The sequence below is a fragment of the Paenirhizobium cremeum genome, from assembly GCF_047553425.1.
In the GTDB taxonomy this organism is placed as follows: domain Bacteria; phylum Pseudomonadota; class Alphaproteobacteria; order Rhizobiales; family Rhizobiaceae; genus Allorhizobium; species Allorhizobium cremeum.
In genome coordinates, this window is the sequence record NZ_CP180217.1 from 3,208,996 (window position 1) to 3,235,702 (window position 26,707).

Genomic DNA, 26,707 nt, shown 5'->3' on the forward strand with positions numbered 1-26,707 from the left:
TTTTCGATATCCGGATCGAGCGGAAGATCAGTTCTTCGCGCGCTCAACGTAGGAGTTGTCTTCGGTCGCGATAACGACGCGGGTGCCAGCGTCGATATGCGGCGGCACCAGGGTGCGGATGCCGTTCGAAAGCATGGCCGGCTTGTAGGAGGACGATGCGGTCTGGCCCTTGACGACCGGCTCGGTCTCGACGATCTCGAGCGTGACGTGGCGCGGCAGTTCGACGGCCAACGGAACGCCTTCATGGATCGACAGGACGCAGGTCATGCCTTCCTGCAGATAGGCCTTCTGGTCACCCATGGTCTCGACGTCGACGACGACTTGGTCATAGCTTTCCGGGTTCATGAAATGGAAGCCCTCGCCGTCCTCGTAGAGGAACTGGAAGTTCAGGTCTTCGACGAAAGCGCGCTCGACCTGCTCGGTGGTGCGCCAGCGTTCGGACACCTTCACGCCGTCAACGATGCGGCGCATGTCGACCTGGGTGACCGGCGTGCCCTTGCCGGGATGGAAGTTCTGGGCGGTGAGCACGACGTAGAGCTTGCCGTCGACCTCGAGGACATTGCCCTTGCGGACGGAAGAAGCGATGATCTTGACCATGGGAATTCCTTGTATCTGCCTGTGAGCCGTCGTAAAGGACGACCCGCCGTCCGTATGACGTCTTCAAATTTCTTGGGCGCAACTAACCTAAAATCGGCGAAATAGCCAGCCCGTGTTGCAACAAGGACAGAGAAAGCCTGAATGAGCGTTCGCAGCCCCGCCTCTCCTTCCTGGTGGATGCCTTCGATCCATGCGGATCGCAGGCCCTTCCTTCTCGGGCGGAACGCAATTCAGGCAGCGTTGCGCGGCTATTTCGCCGCTCGCGACTTCATCGAGGTCGACACCGCCACGCTGCAGGTTTCTCCCGGTAACGAGGCGCATCTGCATGCCTTTGCGACCGAGGCGATCGGCAACGACGGCGAGGCGGCACCACTTTACCTGCACACCTCGCCCGAATTTACCTGCAAGAAGCTGCTGGCAGCGGGCGAACCGCGGATCGCCTGCTTCGCCCATGTCTATCGCAACCGCGAACGCGGACCGCTGCATCATCCCGAATTCACCATGCTGGAATGGTACCGCGCCGGTGAGAGCTATGAGCGGCTGATGACGGATTGTGCTGAAATCCTTGCGCTCGCAGCCGACGTTGCGAAGACCAGCCGTTTTGTCTTCCGCAACGGCGAATGCGACCCCTTTGCCGAGCCGGAAAGACTGTCGGTCGCCAGTGCTTTCGAGCGCTACGCGGGGATCGATCTCCTCTCCTCGGTGGAGCCGGGCGGCGCGACTGATCGCGAGCGCCTCGCCGCGGAGTTGAAGCGAACCGGCATTCGCATCGCCGAGGACGACACATGGGCCGACCTTTTCAGCCGTGTGATAGTGGAAAAGGTGGAGCCGCATCTCGGTTTCGGCCGTGCCACCATTCTCGATGAATATCCGGTTGCCGAAGCAGCCCTTGCACGTCCGTCCGCCCGCGACCCGCGCGTTGCCGAACGCTTCGAACTCTATGCCTGCGGCGTCGAACTCGCCAACGCATTCGGGGAGCTCACGGATGCAACCGAACAGCGCCGCCGCTTCCAGGCCGAGATGGCGGAAAAGCAGCGTATCTACGGCGAGACCTATCCGCTGGACGAGGATTTCCTTGATGCGCTGGCGATCATGCCGGAAGCCTCCGGCGTCGCGCTCGGCTTCGATCGTCTTGTGATGCTGGCGACCGGTGCACTGAGGATCGAACAGGTCATGTGGGCTCCGGTCGCGGAGGTCACCCGTTGAGCGCAAACACCCTGCGCACCGTCGACGATCTCGTCGCCTCCGGGCTGCTGCCGGCCTCCGACGCTTCCGGCATCCGACAGGTCGCGGATCGCTATGCCGTCGCGCTGACGCCGACGGTCGTCAACCTGATCGACCCGGCGGACCCGGCAGACCCGATTGCCGCCCAGTTTGTACCGACATCGGCCGAGTTGATTGAAGCCGAAGGCGAACGGGACGACCCGATCGGCGATCACGCTCATACGCCCGTCGAAGGCATCGTTCACCGCTATCCCGACCGGGTGCTGTTGAAGGCCGTGCATGTTTGCCCGGTCTACTGTCGCTTCTGCTTCCGCCGCGAGATGGTGGGACCGCAGGGAGACGGCAACCTGAGCTCGGAGAAGCTTGCCGCAGCCCTCGACTATATCCGCGGCCATGACGAGATCTGGGAAGTGATCCTGACCGGCGGCGACCCGCTGGTGATGTCGCCTCGCCGGCTCCGCACCATCATGGTCGAGCTCGCCTCGATGCCGCATGTGAAGATCGTCCGCATTCACAGCCGCGTGCCCGTCGTCAATCCTGACAGCATCGCTGCCGAACTGATCGAGGCGCTGAAGGCCGGCGAAAAGACCGTCTATCTGGCACTCCACGCCAACCATCCGCGCGAGATGACAAAGGCCGCACGGGAGGCCTGCGGCCGGCTAGCCGACGCGGGGATCGTTATGGTCAGCCAGAGCGTGCTGCTTCGCGGCGTCAACGACGATCCTGAAATTCTGGCGGAACTGATGCGCGCTTTCGTCGAGGCCCGGGTCAAACCCTATTACCTGCATCATCCCGACATGGCGCCCGGAACAGGGCACTTTCGACTGCCGATCGCCGAGGGGCAGGCCATCATGCGCGAGCTTCGCGCCCGGGTCTCGGGCCTCTGCATTCCGACCTATATTCTCGACCTGCCGGGCGGTCACGGCAAGGTCGCGGTCGGCGAAGGCGCCATCCACGAAACGGATGAAGGCGTTTTCGAAATACTGGACCGAAATGGGACAACCCATCGCTATCCTTGAGCGACGGGGGCAAAACCGCCACGGCAAGTTTCCTCCTGTGAAAGACTTTTCCGGACCCCTTCATACAATTCCTTCAAATTGATGAGAGGTAATCACGTTTGTTTAACTACGTGACTTAGCGGAATCTTATGCCCTGCTGCAGTAGAAATTCCCCGAAATTTTGAAATTCATGTAAAGGAAGGGGAGAAACATGAACGAAACCATTCGTTCTCTGCTGGCCAAGGTTGGTGGACTGTCAATATCCGTCGAAGCGATTTCCGATGAGGCCGATCTCTATGCGGCCGGTCTTTCATCCTTCGCCTCCGTGCAATTGATGCTTGGCCTTGAAGAGGCCTTCGATCTGGAATTCCCCGACCACCTGCTCAACCGCAAATCCTTCGCCAGCATCGCCGCGATCGAGGCCACTCTCTCGACGATTCTGGAAGACAGAAAGGTCGCGTAATGGACCTCTCGGCAAGATCGATCGACAAGAGCCTGAAAAGCAGGGTGACACGCGTTGCGGCCGTGGCGGCCGCCTACGCAGATGACGTCGACAAGGCGGGACGCTTTCCGCGCGAGGCAATCGATGCCATGAAGGCGGAACGCCTGCTCGGCATCATGATCCCGGTCGAATTCGGTGGCGAGGGGATTTCCCACGCCGAGATCGCCGAGGCCTGCACCCTGCTGGCGCAATCCTGCGCATCGAGCGCGATGATCTTCGCCATGCACCAGATCAAGACGTCGAGCCTCGTCTCCCATGGTAAGGACGCCGAATGGCATCGCGCCTTCATGCACCGCGTCGTCGCCGAACAGCTCCTGCTCGGCTCCGCCACCACGGAAGCCGGCATCGGCGGCAACATGCGCAACAGCATCTGCGCCATCGAGGTCGAGGACGGCGTCTGCCGCCTGGAGAAGGACGCAACCGTCATTTCCTACGGCGCGGATGCCGACGCGATCCTGATTACCTCCCGCAGCCACAAGGATGCGGCGTCCACCGACCAGGTCATGACCGTCTTCACCAGGGATCAGTACACGCTTGAGCACACCCAGACCTGGGATACGCTCGGCATGCGCGGCACCTGCTCGGACGGCTTCATCTTCCGCGGGGAAGCACCGGCCGAACAGATCCTGCCGCTGCCTTTCGCTGAAATCGCGGCACAGTCGATGCTGGCGAACGCCCACCTTCTGTGGAGCGCCCTATGGTACGGCATCGCCGTCGATGCCTTCGCCCGCGCCCAAAACTTCGTCCGTACCGCCGCCCGCAAGGCACCGGGCACGCAGCCTCCCGGCCTCGTGCAGCTCGCGGAGATGTCGAGCCAGTTGCAGGTGATCCGCGCCAACATCGTAACCGGCCTCGAAACCTTCGAAGCCGCGCGCAGGGACCCCGACCGCCTGTCGTCGATGGGCTTCGCGGTGGCGATGAACAACGTCAAGATCGCCTCCTCGGAGATGATCCTGCCGGTCATCAACCAGGCCATGCGTATCTGCGGCATCATGGGCTACAAGAACGGCACGCCCTACAGCCTCGGTCGCCACCTGCGCGACGCCCACTCGGCGGAACTGATGATCTCGAACGATCGCATTCTCGCCAACACCTCCACCATGCTGCTCGTTCACAAGCAGGAAACCGGATTGCTGGGGTAAAAGCCATGGATATGCAGGTAAGCTTTCTCGACCGCCTCTTCGAAAGCGGTCTCCTGATCGAAACCGGTGTCGACGGCCTTTACGGCCGCAGCGGCCGCTTCGAAGGCGTGATCGCGGCGTTCGAACGCCTCATCGACCGCTATGGCGCTGCCGACGACGCGGAAGCGATCCGCTTTCCGCCCGGCATGAACCGGGCCTATTTCGAAAAGAGCGGCTACATGAAGAGCTTCCCGCAGCTTGCGGGCACGGTGCACAGCTTCTGCGGCTGCGAACTGGATCACGTCAGCCTTCTGAAATGCATGGACGAAGGCAGCGACTGGACGGCCGAGCAGAAGGCGACCGATATCGTGCTGACGCCGGCGGCCTGCTATCCGCTCTATCCGACCGTCGCCAAACGCGGCAACCTGCCGGAAGCCGGCGGCCTCTACGACCTCCAGTCCTATTGCTTCCGCCACGAGCCGTCGAACGATCCGGCCCGCCAGCAGCTCTTCCGCATGCGCGAATATGTCCGCATGGGCACGCAGGCCGACGTCACCGATTTCCGCCAGACCTGGATGGACCGCGGTGTCAAGATGATGGCCGAAGTCGGTCTGCCGGTCGAAATCGACGTGGCGAACGACCCCTTCTTCGGCCGCGCCGGCAAGATGCTCGCCAACAACCAGCGTGACCAGAACCTGAAGTTCGAATTGCTGATACCGATCACCTCGGTCACCAAGCCGACGGCCTGCATGAGCTTCAACTATCATCAGGATGCCTTCGGCACGAAGTGGGGTCTCAACCTCGCCGACGGAACCGTCGCGCACACGGCCTGCGTCGGCTTCGGTCTCGAGCGCATCGCGCTTGCGCTCTTCCATCACCACGGCCTCGATACCGACGCATGGCCGGCATCGGTCCGCGCAGCGCTCTGGGGTTGAGCCGACCGATGAACGCAGTCTTCCCCGGCATCGAGCCGGCCACATACGTAGCCCATGCCCTGCATGCGAGCGACCGGATGTGGCCGGAAACCAACTGCTATGTCGACCTCTGGATCGAGGTGCTGGCAAGCCACCACGTCGCACCCGAAGCCATGCTGGGCTTCACCCTGACCCAAGATTTCGAGGGCGACCAGTTCACCTTTTTCAAGGTACCGCTGGAGGACCTCGAGGAGCTCTATGGCATCCGCGTCACGGAACTGGCGATCTTCGACAGCGTGGAGGCTCATGTCGCGGAACAGATCCGGCGCGGCCGCATCTGCCTCGTCGAGATGGACAGCTTCTACATGCCCGACACCCGCGGCGTCGGCTACCGGCAGGACCACGGCAAGACAACGGTCGCGATCAATCGGCTGGACATGGCCGGCCGCGCCATGGACTATTTCCACAATGGCGGCTTCTTTCATGTCGACGGCGAGGACTTCGACGGCCTGTTCCATTTGAACGCCCCGGACGGCGCCCTGCCCTTCCTGCCGTATACGGAATTCGCCAAGTTTCCGGCAAAGCCGGTTCCCCGCGAACACAAGCGCACGGTCGCCGCAAAACTGTTGCACCGCCACTATGACCGCCGGCCCCGTGCCAACCCGATCGCAGCCTTTGCAGACGTCTTTCCGGCACAGGTCGAAGCGATCGCGGAGCGTCCGTTCGGCTACTTCCACAAATACGCCTTCAACACGCTCCGCCAGTTCGGCGCCAATTTCGAACTTCTGGCAAGCCATCTCACCTGGCTTTCCGAGGAAAGCTACGTCCCGGTCGTCGAGCAGGCGTTGAAGATTTCGGAAGTGGCGAAATCGGTGCAGTTCCAGCTTGCACGCGCCGTGACGCGCAAGAAGTTCGACCCCCTTGTTTCGGCCCTCGACCCGGCTGCCGAAGCCTGGGACAGAATGATGGGCGAACTTGGCAAGACGCTTTCCTGACGTCACGATCCGGCCTAAGGACAAGAACCGGCTGCAATTTCGCGGGGGCTGACAGATGATGATGACCTATCTCGGCGCTGACGAGCGGCCGCTCGAAACCGGCTGGACGATGCTCGTCACCGAGGCGGGCCGCTATGCCACCGCACGCGACGTGCATCGTCCGGCGGCGCGCATTCCCGCACCGGTTCCCGGAACCGTCGCCTCCGCGCTTGCCGGCGCCGGTCTCTTCGATCCCGAAAAGCCGCACTCGCTCCATGACAAGGACGCCTGGTATTTCCGCTCCCTGGAAGGCGAGGAGCCGGGCTCGGCCATCCTGCGGTTCGGCGGCCTTGCGACCATTGCCGATATCTATCTGAACGGAGAGCTCAAGCTCTCCTCCACAAGCATGCATCAGGCGCATGACCTGGAAATCGTCCTGACAGGTCGGGACGAAATCGCCATATGCTTCCGCGCGCTGGAAGCCGAACTCGCTAAACGTGGCCCCCGCGCCCGCTGGCGTCCCAACCTGATGGACAATCAGGGGCTTCGGCTCGTCCGGACCACGGCGCTCGGGCGCATGCCCGGCTGGTGTCCGGATGTCCATCCAGTCGGCCCATTCCGCTCGATCAGCCTGATACGGGCGAAGGCTGGCCTTGACGATCTCTCGATCCGCAGCAGCCTTGCTGAAGACGGGACAGGAACGCTTTCGGTTTCGTTTTTTCTGCGGGAGACCGCCGGGAACCTTCGCCTCGGCTGCGACAGTCGGGAAGTCGCTTTCGCACGAACCGCAGAAGGACGCTGGCAGGCCGAGCTTTCCCTGCCCGACGTGCACCCCTGGTGGCCACGCACCCACGGCGAACCGAAGCTGCATGACGTCATCCTCGACATCGACGGCATGCGCCATTCGCTCGGCCTCACCGGTTTCAGACGGATCGAGATCGATCGCGGAGCCGACGGAGAGGACTTCGCTCTTCTCGTCAACGGTACGCGCATCTTCTGCCGTGGCGCCGTCTGGACCAATGCCGATATCCTTCGTCTGCCCGGCGCGGCGGAAGACTACGCTCCATGGCTTGCAAAGGCGGCCGAAGCGAACATGAACATGATCCGCATCGGCGGCACCATGTGCTATGAGAGCCCCGATTTCTTCCGCCTCTGCGACCGGCTCGGCATTATGGTCTGGCAGGACCTGATGTTTGCGAATTTCGACTATCCTGTCGCGGACGAGGCCTTCATCGCTTCGATCGACACGGAAATCCGGCAATTGTTGTCGGCAACACAGGTCTCACCATCGCTGGCCGTCGTCTGCGGCGGCAGCGAGGTCTATCAGCAGGCCGCCATGCTGGGCCTGCCGGAACGGATCTGGAAGACACCGTTCTTCGCCGAGGTTCTTCCCCGCATTGTCTCCAATGTCCGGCCCGATGCGCCCTATGTCGAAAACTCCCCTTCCGGCGGAGCCATGCCGTTTTCGCCAAACGCCGGGGTCACCCATTATTACGGCGTCGGCGCCTATTGCCGCCCGCTGGAAGACGCCCGTTGCGCCGGCGTGCGCTTCGCCGCCGAGAGCCTCGCCTTCGCCAGCGTGCCGGAACAGGAAACGCTCGACCGGCATCTTCCGGTCGCGCCCGTTCACGACCCCCGCTGGAAGGCGCGCGTGCCGCGCGACCGCGGAGCATCCTGGGATTTCGAGGATGTCCGCGATCACTATCTCGGCGATCTCTACGGCATGGACCCCGCCCGCCTGCGCCGCGAGGATGCAGGGCGCTATCTCGATTTCTCCCGCGCGGCCGTCGCCGAGGTCGTAACCGAGACCTATGCCGAATGGCGCAGGCCGAAATCGACCTGTAACGGCGCCCTCGTCTGGACCCTCCAGGATCTACAGCCCGGCGCCGGCTGGGGTGTCATCGATTCAACCGGAAAACCCAAGGCCGTATGGCATGCCTTGAAGCGCGCCTTCCGCCCGCTGCAGATCGTATTGACCGATGAAGGCACCAACGGCCTTGACGTTCACTTGCTGAACGATACCGCGGCGGCAAGAAACGTCGTTGTCGAAGTCGCCTGCCTTCGGGAAGGCGCACATCCGGTCGTCAGCGGTAAGCGGGAGACGCTGCTTGCAGCCCGCAGCGGCGAAACGATTGCCTGCACCGATCTGTTCGGTGCCTTCTTCGATACCGCCTATGCCTTCCGTTTCGGCCCACCGTCCCATGACGTGACCGTTGCCCGCCTTCTGGATGGCGAAACGGGCGTCATGCTCGCCGAAGCCTTTCACTTCCCACAGGGCCGCACGACAGCCCTTCACCCGGCAGAACTGGAGGTCTCCCTGCAGGAAACCGAGGGTGGCTGGATGCTCGAACTGTCTGCCAGTGTCTTCGCCCAGTCCGTCCATATCTCCTCGGAGACCCACGACGCGGAGGAGAACTGGTTCCATCTTGCGCCGGGCGCAAAGCGACGCATCGGCCTTCGCCCGATGGGTGCGTCCGGGGAAAGCATGCCGGCGGGAACCGTCTCCCATCTCGGCTCGCAGCGTCGTTTCAGTTTTTGAGAACCGCCATGTCCTGTACCGCGCGAAGATAGGCTTCGCGCGCGGCAACCGGCGTGAGATTGTGATCCGCATCCGGCAGGATCGTCATCCGCACATTGGGATAGCGAGAAAGCCCCCGTCCACCTTCGCCAAAATGTTCGGCAAGATGTACGAGACCGACATCGTCTTCGCTGTAGATCAGGTCGATAGAGGTATTTCGGTCCAGAAGCATCTGGAATTCGCCGATGATCCGGGAATGCAGCGAGCCGCTGTGTGAAAAGCGGTTGAGAACCGGCAGCAGGTAGCGCTTCAGCCGACGAAGGACGGCCCGCACCATGTTGGTCGCAGCGCCCAGGACGTCGACCTCCCTCCTTAGCAGACGGCGGAACGTCTCGAGCTTCAGCATCCGGCTGCGATATTCGTGAAGCTGGCGCGGAGCGGAGTGGATCACCACATCGACATCGAGAGCCGGGTCCCACTGAAAGGCATAGGGATTGGCGATCACTGCTCCCTTGAGTCGAGGATCGGCAACCACGCTGCGAAACCCGAGATAGCTGCCGCTGCAACGGCCGCAGATGACAGCCGGCAGCAACTCGCTCTTTTCGAGGAAATCAAGAGCGGCTTCGACATCGTCGAGCTGCGAGGGATGGTAGAGGATCTGCCCCGGCCCACCCGGCACCGGCGGACTGTCGCCGACATTGGCGGCATCGAACCGCAGCGATGCAATCCCCTCGCTTGCGAGCTGCCGCGCCATCTCGACACCAGACCGGCCCCAGCCGGCATGTCTGTCATAAGCCGTTCCCAGGATGATCGTCGTCGCACCCCTCCGCTTGCCGAGCGGCTGGCATAGGACGCCGTACAGTCTGCCATTCTCCCCGAAGGTAACCGGCAATTCCCGGAAATGCCGACCGGCAAGTTCGGCAGGTGAGGCGATCATCGCCCCCGCATGTGCGTCATCCTTCAACGAAGGACCACACAGGCTGGACACCCAGGCAATCAGCCTTTCCCCAACGCCTTCCGGCACCACCGAGATCAGGGGATTGGAAACGAATGCGTCGTAACCGACATAGTCGATCTCGCAGATATCGGCTCCGGCGCCACGGAGAGTTTCAGCGAACTGCTTGTCGCCCGGCCGATCAGGACGAAGGGCGACGAGCGCCTTTCGAACGGCAACCTCGGGCATCCCGGCCTTGCGGAGATCGGAGACGATGTCTTCCGGCAGAAACAGCCCGCCGATCGCAGTCCGATCGCGAACACGGTCCTTTTCCGGAACTCCAAGCCCTTCATCGACCATACGCGACCAGATCTGCAATTCGCGCAAATGCGTCCGGCCCGAAGCAACCGGAGCAAGACAGGCAATACCGGCGGTACTGCCGAGCCGCTCCAGAACCCGTAGCGCAAGCATCGAACCGAGCCCCTGGCTCACCACGGCGATCGTGCCGCAGCCGGATAAGGCGCGCAATTGCGCCGCCGCTTCGACGATGTCGTTTTCCCAACGAGCAAGACCCGACGGAGCGCCATCGACGATGTCGAGCGCATCGCCGGTTCCGGAATAGTCGAAGCGGAAACTGGCGATACCCTTTGCCGACAACCCATCGCCGAGCATCCGCCAGAACTTGTGCACGCAGAGCTCTTCCAGCCCCCACGGACTGACGAACAATACCGCAAGATCGAGGCGTGGCGCGGCGGGCGGCATGAAGAGGCCGACCGTGCCGGAAAACGTCACGGGACGAGCGGCGGAGAGAGCCGGTTTCAGGACCGGTTCCACACTCTCACACGATATCTTCGACAAGGCATTCATGGCGCTCCCCCATCAACCACGCGCAATCCGCGTCAGTTACTCCCCTCGAAGACACGCGGCTTGGCGACAAGAAAACCGAGCAGCCCGTTGGCCAGCGACGCTGCCGGTCGAGGCAGACGCACCACAATGGTTTCGATCGCCGCGAGATCTTCCGCCGGAATGGCGCCGAACAGCCTGAGAGCCGCGATATAAACGAGCGCGCCGCAACCGATTGACAGAACCAGGCCCGCCAAGCCCGGAACGAGGTGGAGAACGCCGTAGGCAGCGCCTGCGCAAAGGGTCGCAGCAATCGTCACCTTGACGAGCGTCACATACATGCCGCGCAACGACCCCACGAATTCCAGTTGCCGCAGCGTCAGGATCGCCATGACCAGGAAAACGACGAAACGGATGGAGGCGGCACCCTCACCGGAGAATTCGGGAACCACCAGCAAGGCTCCGCCGACCATGATGACGGCCCCGATAAAGCAGATGACGAGACGCGCGCGCACTCGGTCGAGCGACAGCAGATATTGCGAACAGACAAGCCCGAAGACATAGATCGGCGTCACCAGCGCGAGGATGGTGAGCATCGGGCCGCTTTCCGAAAAGGCTTCGCCGAACACGGTCGTCACCAGACGCGGCGCGATAACGGCAAGCCCGAAGCTCATCGGCAGGGTGATGTAGGACAGGCTGCGGACGACGCTTTCGAAAACCTCGACCGGCAAGCGCCCATGCCCGTTGGCATGGATCTTTTCCGAGTAATAAGGGACAAGGCTCCCGGTCAGCTGGACTGGCAATTGCAGGGCGAGGTTCGCAAGCGACAGCGCCGCCGCATAGTAACCCACCATCTCGACGCCATGGGAACGTTCGAGGAAGTAAATTTCCACACGGGTGAGAAAGATCGACTCGATGATATATTGCACCGACAGCATGGCCGACGATGTCACCAGATAACGCGGCGCGATGCCGCAAGGGTTGGCCGGACTTCGGAACAGGCTGAGCGAATAAAAGAACTGGATGACAAAGCCGAGGATGTAGCCGCAAAGCGCTCCGGCTATGCCGAAGAAGATCGCACCGAACAGAACGCCCGCAAACTGCAATATGCCCGCAACCACCGACATTCGTAAAAAGGCTGCCACATCCTGCTCACCGAGCAGCACGTTCTTGGTGAAGGCGCCGATCGACTGAACGAACAGCAGAATGCCGGTGAAGATCAGAACAATCGGTGTGCTCGTCGCCCAATGCTCGTGTTCCGCGACCCAATACACAACCCCGTAGAGCACCGTGATAAGGATGGTCGCGAGGACCACCGGTCGCAGCAGATAGACCGCAAAGCCCCGCCGCGCTTTGTCGTCATAACCCTGCGCGCGAAGCTGCGGCAGGAGCCGGAGCAAGGTGATGCCGGTGCCGAGTTCGGCAATCAGCGCCGCCGTAACGGCAAGCCAGAGCGAGAATGCGATGATGCCGTTGGCCTCGGGTCCGAGAAGGCGCGCGGTGATGATGGAGCATGCAAAACCGATCATCAGCAGGGACATGCCTGCGGCAGCATTCAAAGCTGAATTCGCGACGATCCGCTTCACCATCTGGCCTCTAGGAAAGCCCCGCATCATGCGGGCGCGTACATCAAGCGCTTTTATTGGGAAATCATTGAGAAATACTATCTTGGCGCGACTTGACGCTCTCATGAGTTCGAAATGTGGTTAACCTGGACTGTCTGCCGGAAAGATCACCTGCACGGCTTCTTCCCAGGTTCGTATTCCCAACCGGTCGATCATTGAGCGATCATAGACCTGGGCGCGAAGGAAGGCCTTTTGGATGGAGGCGCGATCCGCCGGATCGTAGGGACAGACATGGCTGCGCCCGGCTGCGGCAAAAGCCGGCGCCACGATCGGCAGCTTGCAGTAACTGTATTGGATCATCTTCAGGCTGGACTGACTGAGATAATCCGCCCCCTCGCTCAGCCGATAGGGCGCAAGGCCGATATCGGCGAATTTGATGAAAGGAACGATCGTCTCGAAGGCGACCTCGCCATGCACGACGATATTGTCGCGCGGCCGAAGCGGCAGCGCCTTCTTGCCGAAAAGGTGAAACGTCCAGTCCGGGTCGGCTTCCGCCAACGTATCGATCACATTGGCGTCGAACAGCATGTCACCCACGCTGACGGCATTGAGCGGCTTCGAATAGGGGCTTGCTACCGCCTGATCGAAGACGGCCTTGCTGATGCCATGCGGCAGGTAGAGAACCGGTGCGTCCGATGGAAAATCCGTCCGCATGGCCTCCGCCATGATGTGAACGAGGTCGTAGCACCCGATGGTTTCGGCCAGCACCTCCTCGATCACAGGATGAACTCCAATGGTCTTCAGGCGGTCTGCCGCGTGATAGACGATCCGCGCGCTGGGCGCCTTCCGGCGAATGAGCGGCGTCAGCAGCGGAGCGGGTCCGCTTTCGATCAGCACATGGGTGTAGTCAGGCAGGCGATCCCGCACCGCCTTCGGCAGCAGATCCGCGTAGTGCCGAAAAAGGAAACCCGACAAGCGGTTGAAAAGCGGCCGCTTGAGATTCATCGGATGAAAGGCTGCAAACCAGATGAATTCCTCGAAACGCTCTCCGATCTCGACCCAGCGATTGACGACCCGATCTTTCGCATAAGCGTAACGACCGTCCTTCAGGAACCGGCTGACCGGGCTGAGCCGGCAGGTAAGGAAATCCACGTGATCGCCCTGTCCGCGCAAGGCGTCGGCCATGAAATGCAGATCGACCTTGCGTGGCGCGTCGGCAAAATGCTGACCGCTGACGATGAGCACACGGCGGGGCATGCGGGATACGGTCATGGGGTCAAGCGCCCGCCCGGATGCGTCGTCCGCGTAGCGCGCCTTCGTAAATCTCGGCGTAACGATCGGCGACGCTCGCCCAGGCATGCGTTGCGGCCGCCCCGACCATGGCGTTGCGGACGCTTTCTGCATCGGAGGAAAGATGCAGGAATGCCTTCCGGATGGCTGCAGCGCTCTCTTCCGGTCGAGCGAAATCGGCAAGGAAGATACCGGGATGCCGCTTGCCGAGCGCATTATACGCATCGTTGATGTGCAGAACCGGCACGAGGCCCGCGCTCATTGCCTCGACCGCAACGAGACCGAAGCCTTCATATTCGGATGCCGAAGCAAAAAGCGATGCCCGCCCGATCAGTTCGCGGACTTCCGTGTTTTCCAGCCCGACATGCAGGGTAACCTGGCTCTCAAGACCGCGTCGCGCGATTTCGCCACGCAGTTCGGCCTCGCTATGGTCCGAATTCGAACCGACGACATCGAGCATCCAGCCGGGCTCGATCCTGTTCAACGCCGACATCGTGTCGAACAGCCGGTCGAGCCGCTTGTTTACGGAAAAACGACCGATGGTGATGATGCGGCGTTGGGGCACCGGCGACGAAAGCCGCGCGAATTTCTCGGTATCGACGCCGTTCTCCACAAGAGCGCATCGACGGCCGGCGATCTGCGAGAACAGGTCGAGATCCGACTGGCTGCAGCAGACGACCGAGCGGTAGGCAGAAGCCGAAAGCCGGGTCACGGTCTTGAACCAGACATTCTTGATCGCCGCATAATTCTTCGTATGGAAAAACCCGCCATGGGTCGTCGCGACCATCGCCTTGCCGTGAAACGGCCGCGTCCAGGCAAGTGCATCGAAGAAGAAATCGATGGCATGCACATGCACCAGATCGGCGTCGCCGATGTGGCGGAAAACCTGCGGAGCGACAGGATAGCGGGAGCTTCCCTTCCATGGAATGCGCACCACCTCGACTCCGTCGATCACGTCATGCGCCGGCAGTGTCGTCTCCGGGTCGACGAACAGCCGGTCAAGGGTCACGACACGGACGCGGAAGCCGCGTTTCAGCAGCAGACGGCTGAGGTTGGACACGACGTCTTCCAACCCGCCGCGGCTCGGCGGATATTGACGGACGACCTGCACGACCAGCGGAGCATCAGACATTCCGAGCGGAATTGATCCGGCTGTAGACGAGCTGAACGCCATTTTCACCTGCCTGGTTCTCTCGCCCGGCGAGCATCGGCCGCTCCCGGGAAAACACTTTGCGATGGCGTATTCTCAACGCCTGCAACCCTTAACATCAGGTGTTGCCCGCGCTCTCCAACCCCCTTGCTTGCGAGCAAGGTTAATACTTGCAATAGCTTGTATTCAGGCTTGGTTAAGTGTGGAGTTGCGAAGATCTGTCAAAAACCGCCTTCGACCGGCGACAGCCTTGTCGGCCATATGCGAAGGGACCGGACATGCGCGGAAACATGATCGGCGACGAAACCGCCGGGCGAGACGGAACCGGCGACAGGACGCATCTGACGGGAGAACGGGTATCGGCATCTTTCGACAGACGGGAATATGGAAGCGATGGCTGCTCTATGTGGCCTGCGCCGTCGCGCTCTGCGCAATCGTCGCGGCAATCCACATCCTGCGCCAAAGGCCGACCTTTACGGCGACGACCGAACTCCTGGTCGATCCGAACGATCTCGCGACCGCACGCATCGATGCTGCGGGGGGAGCCACGCGGCCGGATCCGTCAAGCCTCGACAGCCAGGCCTATGTCATGCAGTCGCGCCAGGTTCTGGACCGTATTGCCGCAGAAATCGACCTCCGGAAAGACCCCGTTTTCGCCCCGCCGCAAGGCTCGTCCCGAGATACATCGGACGGCGAGGCACAGATCGCCGAAAGATTGAAGGCACATCTGACGATCGAAAGGGTCGGACGGTCGAGCGTCTTCAGGATCACGGCCAGCCATCCAGATGGAAAGCGCGCTGCAAAAATCGCAGATACCGCAGCGGATATCTATCTTCGGCAGTTGAAAGAAGCCCGTGAGGAAGCCGCTCGACGCATCGCCGGCACCTTGACGGGAAAGGCGGAGCAATTGCGTGAAGGCGTTCGCAGGGCCGAGCTTGCAGTGGAAACGTTCAAGGCGGAAAACGGGCTCATCAGCGCCGATCAGGTGGGATTGCTCGCCGACCAGCAACTCGCCAGCCTGAACCAGCAATTGCTCGATGCCCGTAACAGCGAGGAGAAGCAACGGACGATATACGAGCAGGCGCGCAACCTGACGGTCGACCTTCTTGAGCAGGGCACGATCCCCGAAGTTCTCGAATCCGGAGCGATTGCGCGTTTACGCGAACGTTATGAAACCTTGCGCGAAAAACAGTCGGAGCTTGCCGTTCATCTCGGGCCCGACCATCCCCGGATGCGCGCCATCGATACGCAGATGGCCAATATCAGACAAACGATGACGATGGAGTTCGATCGTCTCCGGCAATCCCTGCGATCCAGCTATCAGCGCGCCACGGCCAATACCCGCACCCTGGCCGAGAAGCTGGAGACACTGACGCGGGCGAGCGTCGACAACGGCACCGCCCGCAGCAGATTGCGCCAGCTCGAGACCGAGGCGGAAGCCGCGCGCAGCCTCTACAAAGAAGCCGCAAGCCGCGCCGAGGAATACGCTCGCCAGCAATCACTGGCAACGCTGAATTCGCGTATCCTGACATCCGCCGCACCGGTTGAAGGATATGCACCCGTCGGGCTGCTGCCTCTGCTCGGCGCCATCCTGCTTGGTGGTTTCGTCATCGGCAGCTGTCTGACCCGGCTCGGCGGATTGTTTTCCGCAAGGTGCCTCTCCGAAGAAGCCCTCATGAAACGGTCGGGTTTTCCGGTGCTCGCCCGCATTCCCTCCGGCCTGGGGAGAACGCGGAAGTCGCCCGGGCTCGCGCAGCTTCTGGGCTTCCGCCGGAGCGGGCGAAAAGTGCCGGTCGAGGTTTCGGGCGATGGGGTCAGCGATGTGGCGAAGCGGCTGCAGGCCGCCATGCCGGGCGGGCACCGCGGAACGATCGTCTTTTATAGCGTCGGCGATGTCGACCACGCCAGCGGCGTTGCGGCAGACATCGTGCAGGCATTGATCGATGCCGGCCACGACATCCTCTATGCACCCGGTGCGCTGAAGCCGAAGGCCACGCGCTTCAACTCCACGGCCCGCCTGGGCCTGACGGGTCTCGCCGACGCCGGAACGGAGGGGTCTGCGCCATTCGCCGACCTCCTGAAATACGAGCATCTCGCAGCCATCGGAACGACGGCGCCCCTTGCTGGCCGGAGCCGGCGCTTTTCCAGCCACGGCGACATCGCTCATCCCTCGAACGCCGATATCGTGGCGATCAATGCCTGCGGCACGCCGGCAGCGAAATATCTTCCCCAACTCGTCCAGAAGGCCGATGCCATCCTCCTCTTCATGGAGATCGGCAGTACGAACGCCCCCGATATCGATGATCTCCTTGAAAGACTGGGCTATAGCCGCGACATCGTGCTCGGTATCGTCCTCGTGGAAGCGGACTGAGAAGCGAGTCAGCCATGCGTCTCCCTTGCCAGCTTTCGTACGCTCATGTTTTCTGCCGGAGACGATCTTGCGATGAAGAGTCCGGAACACAGCAGCATGCGGGAAACCGACAACAATGTGCAGGATGTGGGCTTCATCCTGATCCCCGGCTTTGCCCTGATGTGCTATGCCTCCGCCGTGGAGCCTCTGCGGGCGGTCAATCTGCTCGCCGGGCGGGAACTCTACCGCGTCCACGTCTACTCGCCTTCGGGTGAACTCGTTCCCTCCTCTTCGGGAGCGGTCGTGCCGGCCGAGCCGCTGGCTTCGGCGAAGCGGGATCGCCTGCATTCGCTCTTCGTCATCGCCGGCGGCCATCCCTCCGGCTGGCAATGGCCGGCCGTTCACGCCAGCCTGCGTGCCTTCGAGCGCGATGGCGTGACGATTGGCGGGATCTCGGGCGGACCTTATTTGCTGGCCGCCGCCGGCCTCTTGGCCGATCACCGCTTCACCATTCACTGGGAGCACGCGCCGGCCCTCATCGAAGATTTTCCGGGCCTCAAGCCCGAGCAGGCGCGTTACATCTTCGACCGCAATCTCCTGACCTGCGGTGGCGGCGTGGCGCCTCTCGACATGATGCATGCGTTGATCTCCGCCCGTTTCGGTCCCGCCTTCGCCACCCGAGTCAGCGACTGGTACCTGCATACCCATGTCGCCTCGTCGGCCGAACCGCAGCGGGCTTCACTCGCGGAACGTCATGGCTTACACCATCCAGCCCTGCTCGCGGTGCTTGAGAAGATGGAAGCGACGATCGAACATCCGCTCGACCGGGACGCCATGGCGCGCTTTGCCGGCATCACACCCCGCCATCTCGACCGGCTGTTCGCCGAACACCTCGCCTCGACCTTCCTGCAGGAATATCGTCGCCTCAGGCTCGAACACGCCCGCAAGCTGCTGCAGCAGAGCGCCCTTTCCGTGTCCGAAATCGCCTTCGCCTGCGGCTTCGCAAGCCCGGCCCATTTCGCCCGGCGCTACCGGGAACTCTACGGCACGACACCGAAAAAAGGCCGCAGCCTGTGAATTGACGGTCGAACCTTCGTCACATTCAACATAAATTTCACTGTAGGAAATTAAATTTCTCTTAGGTTGATTTGCCGTTTTTCCTTTGCTAGCCATTGTGCCATTGCACACTGGCGAAGGAGAAGAGCGATGTGCGGAATCGTCGGCCTGTTCCTCAAGGACAAGAGCCTTGAACCCCAACTTGGCGCCCTGCTCTCGGACATGTTGATTACAATGACCGACCGCGGACCGGATTCGGCCGGCATCGCGATCTATGGCGGCGCGCCGGCCGGCAAGGCCAAGATCACGGTCCAATCCGCCGAGCCGGAACAGGAATTCGCCGACCTGGCAGCGGACCTCTCCAAGGCTGGAATCCCGGCGAGTGTGACCCTGAAAAGCACCCATGCCGTCATCGAGACCGATGAAGGCAAGCTTGGCGAAATCCGCACGGCTCTTGCGGAAATCCGCCCCCATATCCGGATCATGGGCTCGGGCGAAAGCGTCGAGATCTACAAGGAAACCGGCTTGCCGAAGGATGTGGTCTCCCGTTTCGACGTGCGCGCCATGGGCGGCACCCATGGCATCGGCCACACCCGCATGGCGACGGAGAGCGCGGTAACCACCCTCGGCGCCCACCCCTTTTCCACCGGTCCCGACCAATGCCTCGTGCATAACGGCTCGCTTTCGAACCACAACAACCTGCGCCGCGAACTGAAGCGGGAAGGCATGTCCTTCGAAACCGACAACGACTCCGAGGTCGCCGCCGCTTATCTCACCGCGGAAATGGCCAAGGGCAAGGATCTCGGCGAAGCGCTGGAAAGCGCCCTCGACGATCTCGACGGCTTCTTCACCTTCGTCGTCGGCACGAAATCCGGCTTCGGCGTGCTGCGCGATCCGATCGCCTGCAAGCCGGCTGTGATGGCCGAAACCGACCAGTACGTCGCCTTCGGCTCCGAATATCGCGCACTCGTCGGCCTGCCCGGCATCGAAAACGCCAAGATCTGGGAGCCAGAACCGGCAACCGTCTATTTCTGGGACCACCAGAAGGCCGCCTGAACCGCCACCCGACAGGAATTGCAGCCATGCCAGTCTTTGACCTCTCCCAAACGCCGCTCCGCGAACTCAACAGCGCCCTTCACCAGATTGAGAAAGGCGCAAACGACACCGTCTTCGAAGTGATGAACCCGCGCGGCAGCCACGCCGTCGCCGTCGGCATCGACAGCCCCGTTACCGTCGAAGTGAAGGGTTCCGTTGGGTACTATTGCGCCGGCATGAATGACGGCGGCACGGTCACCGTGCACGGTTCGGCCGGTCCCGGCGTCGCCGAGAACATGATGTCCGGGACTGTCGTCATCGAAGGCGATGCTTCGCAATATGCCGGCGCAACCGGCCGCGGCGGGCTTCTCGTTATCAAGGGCAATGCCGCCTCGCGCTGCGGCATCTCGATGAAGGGTATCGACATCGTCGTCCATGGCAGCATCGGCCATATGTCCGCCTTCATGGGGCAATCAGGCCATCTGGTCGTGCTCGGCGATGCCGGCGAGGCCCTCGGCGACAGCCTCTATGAAGCGAAGCTCTTCGTGCGCGGCACGGTCAAAAGCCTCGGCGCGGATTGCGTCGAAAAGCAGATGAAGCCGAAACATCTCGAAAAGCTGTCCGAACTGCTCGAAAAGGCCGGCGTCAAGGGCGTCAGGCCGGAAGAGTTCAAGCGCTACGGCTCCGCCCGCAAGCTCTACAATTTCAACATCGACAACGCCGACGCATATTGAGGCGAGGAAAAGCCATGAGCTATCACAACCCCTACACCCCGCCGCGCAAGTCAGCCACTTTCGACGATTATACGCTGGCCGAGATCCGCCGCGCGGCGGCAACCGGCATCTATGATATTCGCGGCGGCGGCACCAAGCGCAAGGTGCCCCACTTCGACGATCTCCTCTTCCTCGGCGCGTCGATCTCCCGCTATCCGCTCGAAGGCTATCGCGAAAAGTGCGACACCTCCGTCGTGCTCGGCACGCGCTTCGCCAAGAAGCCTATCGAGCTGAAGATCCCGATTACCATCGCCGGCATGAGCTTCGGTGCGCTCTCCGGTAATGCCAAGGAGGCGCTCGGACGCGGCGCGACGCTTGCCGGAACCTCCACCACGACGGGCGACGGCGGCATGACCGACGAGGAACGCGGCCACTCGGAAAAGCTGGTCTACCAGTATCTGCCCTCCCGCTACGGCATGAACCCCAAGGACCTGCGCCGCGCCGATGCGATCGAGGTCGTGGTCGGACAGGGCGCCAAGCCCGGCGGCGGCGGCATGCTGCTCGGCCAGAAGATCTCCGACCGCGTCGCCGAGATGCGCACGCTGCCCAAAGGCATCGACCAGCGCTCGGCCTGCCGCCATCCCGACTGGACCGGCCCGGACGATCTGGAAATCAAGATCCTCGAACTGCGCGAGATCACCGACTGGGAAAAGCCTGTCTACATCAAGGTTGGTGGCGCACGCCCATACTATGATACCGCGCTGGCCGTGAAGGCCGGGGCCGATGTCGTCGTCCTCGACGGCATGCAGGGCGGCACGGCGGCAACGCAGGACGTCTTCATCGAACATGTCGGTATGCCGACACTCGCCTGCATCCGCCCCGCCGTTCAGGCGCTTCAGGATCTCGGAATGCATCGTAAGGTCCAGCTCGTCGTTTCCGGTGGTATTCGGTCGGGCGCCGACGTCGCCAAGGCGCTGGCGCTCGGCGCCGATGCCGTTTCGATCGGCACCGCCGCGCTGGTCGCCATCGGCGACAACGATCCCCATTGGGAGGCGGAATACCAAAAGCTCGGCACCACGGCCGGCGCCTATGACGACTGGCACGAAGGCAAGGACCCCGCCGGCATCACTACCCAGGACCCGGAACTCGCCAAGCGGCTCGACCCGGTCGTCGCCGGCCGCCGGCTCGCCAACTACCTCAAGGTGATGACGCTCGAGGCCCAGACCATCGCCCGCGCCTGCGGCAAGAACAGGTTGCACAATCTTGAGCCGGAAGATCTCTGCGCTCTCACCATGGAAGCCGCCGCCATGGCGCAGGTGCCGCTTGCGGGCACCAGCTGGTATCCCGGCAAAGGAGGTTTCTGACCACGTCCCACGCCACATCGCCAAAAGTGTCTTCATAAAATCCAAAAGGGGAACGAAGTGACACTGGATCTCGAAAGCTATGCAAAGGAGCATGGCGTTAAATATTTCATGATTAGCTATACCGATCTCTTCGGCGGACAGCGGGCCAAGCTCGTTCCCGCCGCGGCGATCAAGGGCATGCAGGAGGAAGGCGCGGGCTTTGCCGGCTTTGCCACCTGGCTCGACATGACACCGGCCCATCCGGACCTTTTCGCTTTGCCGGACGTCTCATCGGTCATCCAGTTGCCCTGGAAGAAGGACGTCGCCTGGGTGGCGGCCGACTGCTACATGGAGGGAAAACCGGTCGAGCAGGCCCCCCGCAACGTGTTGAAACGGCTGATTGCGGAAGCGGCAGCCGAGGGCATGCGGGTAAAGACCGGCGTGGAAGCCGAATTTTTCCTGATCTCCGCCGACGGCTCGGAAATCTCCGACGGAGCCGATACAGCCGAAAAACCCTGCTACGACCAGCAGGCGCTGCTGCGTCGCTACGATGTGATTTCCGAAATCTGCGACTACATGCTGGAACTGGGCTGGGGGCCCTACCAGAACGACCACGAGGACGCGAACGGCCAGTTCGAGATGAACTGGGAATTCGACGACGCACTGAAAACCGCCGACAAGCACTCCTTCTTCAAGTTCATGGTCAAATCGGTCGCGGAGAAACATGGACTTCGCGCCACCTTCATGCCGAAGCCATTCAAGGGACTGACCGGCAACGGCTGCCATTGCCACATCTCGGTCTGGGACACTCACGGCAAGGTCAACGTCTTCGCCGACGGCGATGCGGAGTTCGGCCTTTCGGCAAAGGGGCGGAATTTCCTCGGCGGTATCATGGCGCATGCCTCGGCAATCGCCGCCATCACCAATCCGACGGTTAATTCCTACAAGCGCATCAATGCACCGCGTACATTGTCGGGTGCAACCTGGTCGCCAAACACCGTCACCTGGACCGGCAACAACCGCACCCACATGGTGCGTGTCCCCGGACCCGGCCGTTTCGAGCTTCGCCTGCCGGATGGTGCCGTGAACCCCTATCTCCTGCAGGCCGTTATCATCGCCTGCGGCATGAACGGCATTCGCAGCAAGGCCGACCCCGGCCCGCACTACGACATCGACATGTATCAGGAGGGCCATCTGGTAAAGGACGCGCCGCGCCTTCCGCTCAATCTTCTCGATGCCCTTCGCGAATACGACGGGGATACGCTTTTGAAAGACGCAATGGGAACGGAGTTTTCTGCTGCCTATCTTAAGCTCAAGCACAATGAATGGAACGCCTACACAGCCCATTTTACCGAGTGGGAACGCAAGACGACACTCGATATCTAGGGCCGTCACGGCCTCCGTTCACGTGAGAAACAGCCATTCCCGAATCATGGCGTCGGATCTATCCGGCGCCTTTTGATTAGAGTAGAGACACGTGCGCGGTTTTCCGGGCGAGGAGAGGATGACAAGATGACGAGCTATGTATTGACGGTTTCCTGCAAGTCCACGAGGGGCATCGTCGCCGCCATTTCCGGCTATCTGGCCGGCGCGGGTTGCAACATCGTCGACAGCTCCCAGTTCGATGACCTCGATACCGGCAAGTTCTTCATGCGCGTCAGCTTCATTTCCGAGGAAGGCGCGACCCGCGACGCACTGGTGGAAGGTTTTGCCCCGATAGCCGAAAAGTTCGGCATGGACTGCGAATTCCACGATGCTGCGCAGCGCATGAAGGTGCTGCTGATGGTGTCGCGCTTCGGCCACTGCCTGAACGACCTCCTCTATCGCTGGAAGATCGGCGCCCTGCCGATCGATATCGTCGGCGTGGTGTCGAACCACTTCGATTACCAGAAGGTCGTCGTCAATCACGACATTCCCTTCCACCACATCAAGGTGACCAAGGAAAACAAGCCGCAGGCCGAGGCTCAGCTCATGGATCTCGTCGAGCAGACCGGCACCGAACTGATCGTGCTTGCCCGCTACATGCAGGTGCTCTCCGACAATCTCTGCAAGAAGATGTCCGGCAAGATCATCAACATCCATCACTCCTTCCTGCCGTCGTTCAAGGGCGCAAATCCCTACAAACAGGCATTCGAGCGCGGCGTGAAGCTGATCGGCGCGACGGCCCACTACGTGACGGCCGACCTCGACGAAGGTCCGATCATCGAACAGGATGTCGCCCGCATCACTCATGCCCAGTCCGCCGAGGACTATGTTTCGATCGGCCGCGACGTGGAAAGCCAGGTACTGGCCCGCGCCATCCACGCCCATATCCACCACCGCACCTTCATCAACGGCAACCGCACGGTCGTCTTCCCGGCAAGCCCGGGTTCCTACGCTTCCGAACGCATGGGCTGACGCTCGATTGGCAAGGGACGGCTCCCCGCCGTCCCTTCGCGTCGCGGTATGGACGCGCGTACTTCCTCTGGTAATGTCGCAAGGTGTGATTCACGAGGGGAAACAAGCATGCCGGATACCGCTCTTCTACAGCGCACCGAGCTGCCGCGGCCGAACGTATCTGACGCCCAGGCCCGCGAGATCCTGAAAGAACACTACGCTCTGGAAGGGGTCATCCGCGAGCTCGGAAGCCAGCAGGACCGCAACTTCCTGATCGATACCGGCGAGACCCGTTTCGTCCTCAAGATCTGCCGTGCGGAATATGCGACCGTCGAAATCGAGGCCCAGAATGCCGCCATGCGCCACCTCGGCGCACTTCCCGACATGCCGCGCATCCCCCAGCCTGTGGCCGCGGCAAACGGTGACGACATCGTCTTCCTCTCCCTCGAAGGCGAAGACTATCAGGTCCGGTTGCTGACCTTCCTCGAAGGCGAGTCCCTGACCCGTCGCAAATATCTCGCCCCTTCCGTCGTCGCGGACCTTGGAGCAATCTCGGCACGTCTGGCAAAGGGGTTGGAAGACTTCAGCCATCCCGGCCTCCAGCGAGACCTGCAATGGGATCTGCGGCGAGCGGGGCCGGTTGCCCTGCATCTCCTCAAGTCCGTCAAGGATCAGGAGCGGCGCGATCGCATCGCCAAGGCGATGATCGCCGCCGTGAAGCGCATTCAGCCTCTCGCTCCGGCGCTGCGCACCCAAGCGATCCATCACGATATCACCGACGACAACGTCGTCGCCCGCCCCGACGCAGACGGTCGGCTGAGGCCGGATGGTGTCATCGACTTCGGCGACGTTATCTCCGGCTGGCTGGTGGCAGACCTCGCAGTGACCTGCACGGCTCTCCTTCACCACGCCGATGGCGACCCCTTCTTTATTCTGCCCTCCATTCGCGCGTTCCACGACATCTATCCTCTGAACGAGGAGGAGTTGCGGGCGCTTTGGCCGCTGATCGTCGCACGCGCCGGCGTGCTCGTTGCCAGCACCGAGCAGCAGTTCGCCATTGATCCCGACAATGAATACGTCATCGGCAATGCCGCCCATGAGCGGGAGATGTTCGAGGTCGCGACCTCCGTTCCCTTTGCCCTGATGGAAACCGCGATCCTGCAGCTTGCTGACATCGAGGATCGGACACCTGTTACTCTCGGCCGCCTTTTGCCTGATATCGCGCCGGAAACCATCCGCCTCGCGGATCTTTCCGTATTGAGCGCCGAACTCGGCGAGAACAACTGGACCGATCCCGAGATCGACTGGCGGGTACTGGCGCGGGCCGCCGCCGAAACCGGCGCGGCATCCACCCGTTACGGCGAATACCGGCTCTCCTACACGCAAACCCTCTCTTCCCGTGCGCCCGCCACATTCGCGCTCCACGTGGATGTCTGCGTACCGGCCGAAGCGCAGGCCGTCGCCCCCTTTGACGGAACCCTTCTGAAGGACGGACACCATCTCGTCATCGCCTCACCGGATATCCGGCTGCACATCGACGGGCTCGAAAGCCAGCTGGAACATCAGACCGCAGTCTCTGCAGGCGATCCGATCGGCATTGTCTCGGGCCATCCGGGTTCGGTGGGCGGCCTAAGGCTGCAACTGTGCCGCGATGGCGATCTCGTGCCGCCGCTCTTTTCTCGGCCGGCTCATGCGGCAGCCTGGTCGAGGCTCTCCCCGTCTCCGTCGGATCTGCTCGGCATCGATCTCGATGCGCCCATGCCGCAAAGCGGCGAACTTCTGGAAAAGCGCCGCAAAAGCTTCGCCAAGCCGCAGAAGAACTATTACGCCGAACCGCCGCAGATCGAGCGCGGCTGGAAGGAGCATATGTTCGATGTGACCGGCCGGGCTTATCTCGACATGGTCAACAACGTTACCATCCTCGGCCACGGCCATCCGCGGCTCGCGCGCGCCGCCGGTCGCCAATGGTCGTTGCTCAATACCAATTCGCGTTTCCATTACGCCTCGGTCGCGGAATTTTCCGATCGGCTCGCTTCCCTTGCACCCGAGGGCCTTGACACAGTCTTCCTCGTCAACAGCGGTTCGGAGGCCGTCGATCTGGCGCTGCGCCTCGCCTGGGCCCATACCGGCGCCCGCAACATCGTCAGCCTGCTGGAAGCCTATCACGGCTGGACGGTGGCAAGCGACGCCGTCTCGACGTCCATTGCCGACAATCCGCGTGCTCTCGAAACCCGCCCCGACTGGGTGCATCCGGTAACGGCGCCCAACACCTATCGCGGCCCCTTCCGCGGTCCGTCGTCGACCCCCGAATATGTCGCCCGGGTCGAGGCGGCTCTCGAGGCTCTCGATCTCGTTGGCGACGGACTTGCCGGCTTCATCTGCGAAAGCGTCTACGGCAATGCCGGCGGCATTCCCCTGCCCCCGGGCTATCTCAGCGAAGTCTACACCAAGGTGCGCGAACGCGGCGGCGTCTGCATAGCCGATGAGGTCCAGGTCGGCTACGGCCGGCTTGGGCACTATTTCTGGGGCTTCGAGGAACAGGGCGTCGTGCCCGACATCATCACCATCGCCAAGGGCATGGGCAATGGCCAGCCGCTTGGCGCCGTCATCACCCGCCGGGAAATCGCCGACAGCCTGGAAAAAGAGGGCTACTTCTTCTCCTCCGCCGGCGGCAGTCCCGTTAGCTGCGTCGTCGGCATGACGGTGCTCGACATCATGCGCGACGAGGCATTGCAGGACAATGCGCGCGACACCGGCGATTATCTAAAATCACGGCTCCAGGGTCTCGGCCAGCGTTTTCCTCTGGTCGGCGCAGTACACGGCATGGGGCTTTATCTCGGTCTGGAATTTGTCCGCAACCGCGAGACGCTGGAACCGGCAACGCAGGAGACGGCCGCGATCTGCGACCGCTTGCTCGATCTCGGCGTCATCATGCAGCCGACCGGCGACCATCTTAACGTTTTGAAAATAAAGCCGCCGCTCTGCCTGGGCCGGGAAAGCGCGGATTTCTTCACGGACATGCTGGAAAAGGTGCTTTCCGAGGGCTGGTGAAATATATTAGGAGCGGCAAAAAATCTTAATTCCCGATAACGTCGACACCGGATCTTTTTCGAAATCGTCAACGCTTCGCACATTGCAATGCAAGCGGATGCAGATTTTGTCTTCCCAGGACTTTCCGAGCCGGTTTATCCTTGGCCCGCAGTC

General features: G+C 61.9%; 20 protein-coding genes. 15 read left to right on the top strand and 5 right to left on the bottom strand.

Annotated features, from left to right (window positions below):
- Nucleotides 1-27: 27 nt before the first annotated feature.
- Nucleotides 28-597 carry an elongation factor P gene (efp, locus tag ACLBKR_RS15645; RefSeq protein WP_112829556.1) on the bottom strand — a complete coding sequence of 190 codons (570 nt, stop codon included), beginning with the start codon at nt 595-597 and terminating at the stop codon, nt 28-30.
- Between the two features lie 141 nt (nt 598-738).
- Here efp and epmA point away from each other — a divergent pair, with 141 nt between their 5' ends.
- The 7 genes from epmA (at nt 739) to ACLBKR_RS15680 (ending at nt 8,869) form a co-directional block, all read left to right on the top strand.
- Nucleotides 739-1,803, top strand: coding sequence for an EF-P lysine aminoacylase EpmA (gene epmA / locus ACLBKR_RS15650; protein WP_113339305.1), 1,065 nt, complete (start codon nt 739-741; stop codon nt 1,801-1,803).
- Nucleotides 1,800-2,840, top strand: a complete 1,041-nt coding sequence (locus tag ACLBKR_RS15655; protein WP_113339306.1) for a lysine-2,3-aminomutase-like protein — start codon at nt 1,800-1,802, stop codon at nt 2,838-2,840. The genes epmA and ACLBKR_RS15655 overlap by 4 nt, the downstream gene beginning before the upstream one ends.
- A 190-nt stretch (nt 2,841-3,030) precedes the next feature.
- Nucleotides 3,031-3,282, top strand: coding sequence for an acyl carrier protein (locus ACLBKR_RS15660; RefSeq protein WP_113339307.1), 252 nt, complete (start codon nt 3,031-3,033; stop codon nt 3,280-3,282).
- Nucleotides 3,282-4,463 (top strand): acyl-CoA dehydrogenase family protein, encoded by a 1,182-nt coding sequence (locus tag ACLBKR_RS15665; RefSeq protein WP_113339308.1) that lies wholly within the window; start codon nt 3,282-3,284, stop codon nt 4,461-4,463. The genes ACLBKR_RS15660 and ACLBKR_RS15665 overlap by 1 nt, the downstream gene beginning before the upstream one ends.
- A 5-nt stretch (nt 4,464-4,468) precedes the next feature.
- A complete protein-coding gene (locus ACLBKR_RS15670) occupies nt 4,469-5,377 on the top strand; it encodes an amino acid--[acyl-carrier-protein] ligase (protein ID WP_113339309.1) in 909 nt (302 codons plus the stop codon).
- 8 nt (nt 5,378-5,385) lie between these two features.
- Entirely contained in the window at nt 5,386-6,351 is a 966-nt protein-coding gene (locus ACLBKR_RS15675) for a DUF1839 family protein (RefSeq protein ID WP_414899597.1), read from the top strand.
- Nucleotides 6,352-6,409: 58 nt separating this feature from the next.
- Entirely contained in the window at nt 6,410-8,869 is a 2,460-nt protein-coding gene (locus ACLBKR_RS15680; protein ID WP_113448696.1) for a glycoside hydrolase family 2 protein, read from the top strand.
- On the opposite strand, the gene ACLBKR_RS15685 is transcribed toward ACLBKR_RS15680, so the two are convergent.
- The 4 genes from ACLBKR_RS15685 to ACLBKR_RS15700 all read right to left on the bottom strand — a co-directional run bounded on the left by ACLBKR_RS15685 (nt 8,859) and on the right by ACLBKR_RS15700 (nt 14,612).
- Nucleotides 8,859-10,649 (bottom strand): alpha/beta fold hydrolase, encoded by a 1,791-nt coding sequence (locus ACLBKR_RS15685; RefSeq protein ID WP_113448686.1) that lies wholly within the window; start codon nt 10,647-10,649, stop codon nt 8,859-8,861. The two genes, ACLBKR_RS15680 and ACLBKR_RS15685, sit on opposite strands and share 11 nt — an antisense overlap.
- 32 nt (nt 10,650-10,681) lie before the next feature.
- The gene (locus ACLBKR_RS15690) at nt 10,682-12,214 is read right to left on the bottom strand and encodes an oligosaccharide flippase family protein (protein WP_113424648.1); all 1,533 of its coding nucleotides are present in this window, start codon (nt 12,212-12,214) and stop codon (nt 10,682-10,684) included.
- Between the two features lie 117 nt (nt 12,215-12,331).
- A complete protein-coding gene (locus ACLBKR_RS15695) occupies nt 12,332-13,462 on the bottom strand; it encodes a hypothetical protein (protein ID WP_414899599.1) in 1,131 nt (376 codons plus the stop codon).
- Nucleotides 13,463-13,466: 4 nt separating this feature from the next.
- Nucleotides 13,467-14,612 carry a glycosyltransferase family 4 protein gene (locus ACLBKR_RS15700; RefSeq protein ID WP_414899601.1) on the bottom strand — a complete coding sequence of 382 codons (1,146 nt, stop codon included), beginning with the start codon at nt 14,610-14,612 and terminating at the stop codon, nt 13,467-13,469.
- A gap of 424 nt (nt 14,613-15,036) precedes the next feature.
- Here ACLBKR_RS15700 and ACLBKR_RS15705 point away from each other — a divergent pair, with 424 nt between their 5' ends.
- The 8 genes from ACLBKR_RS15705 to ACLBKR_RS15740 all read left to right on the top strand — a co-directional run bounded on the left by ACLBKR_RS15705 (nt 15,037) and on the right by ACLBKR_RS15740 (nt 26,554).
- A complete protein-coding gene (locus ACLBKR_RS15705) occupies nt 15,037-17,001 on the top strand; it encodes a GumC family protein (protein WP_414899603.1) in 1,965 nt (654 codons plus the stop codon).
- Between the two features lie 72 nt (nt 17,002-17,073).
- Entirely contained in the window at nt 17,074-18,057 is a 984-nt protein-coding gene (locus ACLBKR_RS15710; protein ID WP_414899605.1) for a GlxA family transcriptional regulator, read from the top strand.
- Nucleotides 18,058-18,186: 129 nt separating this feature from the next.
- Nucleotides 18,187-19,092, top strand: a complete 906-nt coding sequence (locus tag ACLBKR_RS15715; protein WP_414899607.1) for a class II glutamine amidotransferase — start codon at nt 18,187-18,189, stop codon at nt 19,090-19,092.
- 26 nt (nt 19,093-19,118) lie between these two features.
- The gene (locus tag ACLBKR_RS15720) at nt 19,119-19,805 is read left to right on the top strand and encodes a GXGXG domain-containing protein (protein WP_113424655.1); all 687 of its coding nucleotides are present in this window, start codon (nt 19,119-19,121) and stop codon (nt 19,803-19,805) included.
- Nucleotides 19,806-19,819: 14 nt separating this feature from the next.
- Nucleotides 19,820-21,148, top strand: a complete 1,329-nt coding sequence (locus tag ACLBKR_RS15725; protein WP_112829543.1) for an FMN-binding glutamate synthase family protein — start codon at nt 19,820-19,822, stop codon at nt 21,146-21,148.
- Nucleotides 21,149-21,205: 57 nt separating this feature from the next.
- The gene (gene glnT, locus ACLBKR_RS15730; RefSeq protein ID WP_112829542.1) at nt 21,206-22,513 is read left to right on the top strand and encodes a type III glutamate--ammonia ligase; all 1,308 of its coding nucleotides are present in this window, start codon (nt 21,206-21,208) and stop codon (nt 22,511-22,513) included.
- A gap of 126 nt (nt 22,514-22,639) precedes the next feature.
- Nucleotides 22,640-23,524, top strand: a complete 885-nt coding sequence (gene purU, locus ACLBKR_RS15735; protein WP_112829541.1) for a formyltetrahydrofolate deformylase — start codon at nt 22,640-22,642, stop codon at nt 23,522-23,524.
- A 108-nt stretch (nt 23,525-23,632) separates the two neighbouring features.
- Nucleotides 23,633-26,554: an aminotransferase gene (locus ACLBKR_RS15740; RefSeq protein WP_113486355.1), complete on the top strand. Its 2,922-nt coding sequence runs from the start codon at nt 23,633-23,635 to the stop codon at nt 26,552-26,554.
- The last annotated feature ends 153 nt before the right edge of the window (nt 26,555-26,707 follow it).

Bases quoted from the DNA above. Each gene is read 5' to 3' on its own strand.
- efp (WP_112829556.1), bottom strand. From the start codon at position 597: ATGGTCAAGATCATCGCTTCTTCCGTCCGCAAGGGCAATGTCCTCGAG.
- epmA (WP_113339305.1), top strand. From the start codon at position 739: ATGAGCGTTCGCAGCCCCGCCTCTCCTTCCTGGTGGATGCCTTCGATC.
- ACLBKR_RS15660 (WP_113339307.1), top strand. From the start codon at position 3,031: ATGAACGAAACCATTCGTTCTCTGCTGGCCAAGGTTGGTGGACTGTCA.
- ACLBKR_RS15665 (WP_113339308.1), top strand. From the start codon at position 3,282: ATGGACCTCTCGGCAAGATCGATCGACAAGAGCCTGAAAAGCAGGGTG.
- ACLBKR_RS15670 (WP_113339309.1), top strand. From the start codon at position 4,469: ATGGATATGCAGGTAAGCTTTCTCGACCGCCTCTTCGAAAGCGGTCTC.
- ACLBKR_RS15675 (WP_414899597.1), top strand. From the start codon at position 5,386: ATGAACGCAGTCTTCCCCGGCATCGAGCCGGCCACATACGTAGCCCAT.
- ACLBKR_RS15680 (WP_113448696.1), top strand. From the start codon at position 6,410: ATGATGACCTATCTCGGCGCTGACGAGCGGCCGCTCGAAACCGGCTGG.
- ACLBKR_RS15685 (WP_113448686.1), bottom strand. From the start codon at position 10,649: ATGAATGCCTTGTCGAAGATATCGTGTGAGAGTGTGGAACCGGTCCTG.
- ACLBKR_RS15690 (WP_113424648.1), bottom strand. From the start codon at position 12,214: ATGGTGAAGCGGATCGTCGCGAATTCAGCTTTGAATGCTGCCGCAGGC.
- ACLBKR_RS15695 (WP_414899599.1), bottom strand. From the start codon at position 13,462: ATGACCGTATCCCGCATGCCCCGCCGTGTGCTCATCGTCAGCGGTCAG.
- ACLBKR_RS15700 (WP_414899601.1), bottom strand. From the start codon at position 14,612: ATGTCTGATGCTCCGCTGGTCGTGCAGGTCGTCCGTCAATATCCGCCG.
- ACLBKR_RS15710 (WP_414899605.1), top strand. From the start codon at position 17,074: ATGAAGAGTCCGGAACACAGCAGCATGCGGGAAACCGACAACAATGTG.
- ACLBKR_RS15715 (WP_414899607.1), top strand. From the start codon at position 18,187: ATGTGCGGAATCGTCGGCCTGTTCCTCAAGGACAAGAGCCTTGAACCC.
- ACLBKR_RS15720 (WP_113424655.1), top strand. From the start codon at position 19,119: ATGCCAGTCTTTGACCTCTCCCAAACGCCGCTCCGCGAACTCAACAGC.
- ACLBKR_RS15725 (WP_112829543.1), top strand. From the start codon at position 19,820: ATGAGCTATCACAACCCCTACACCCCGCCGCGCAAGTCAGCCACTTTC.
- purU (WP_112829541.1), top strand. From the start codon at position 22,640: ATGACGAGCTATGTATTGACGGTTTCCTGCAAGTCCACGAGGGGCATC.
- ACLBKR_RS15740 (WP_113486355.1), top strand. From the start codon at position 23,633: ATGCCGGATACCGCTCTTCTACAGCGCACCGAGCTGCCGCGGCCGAAC.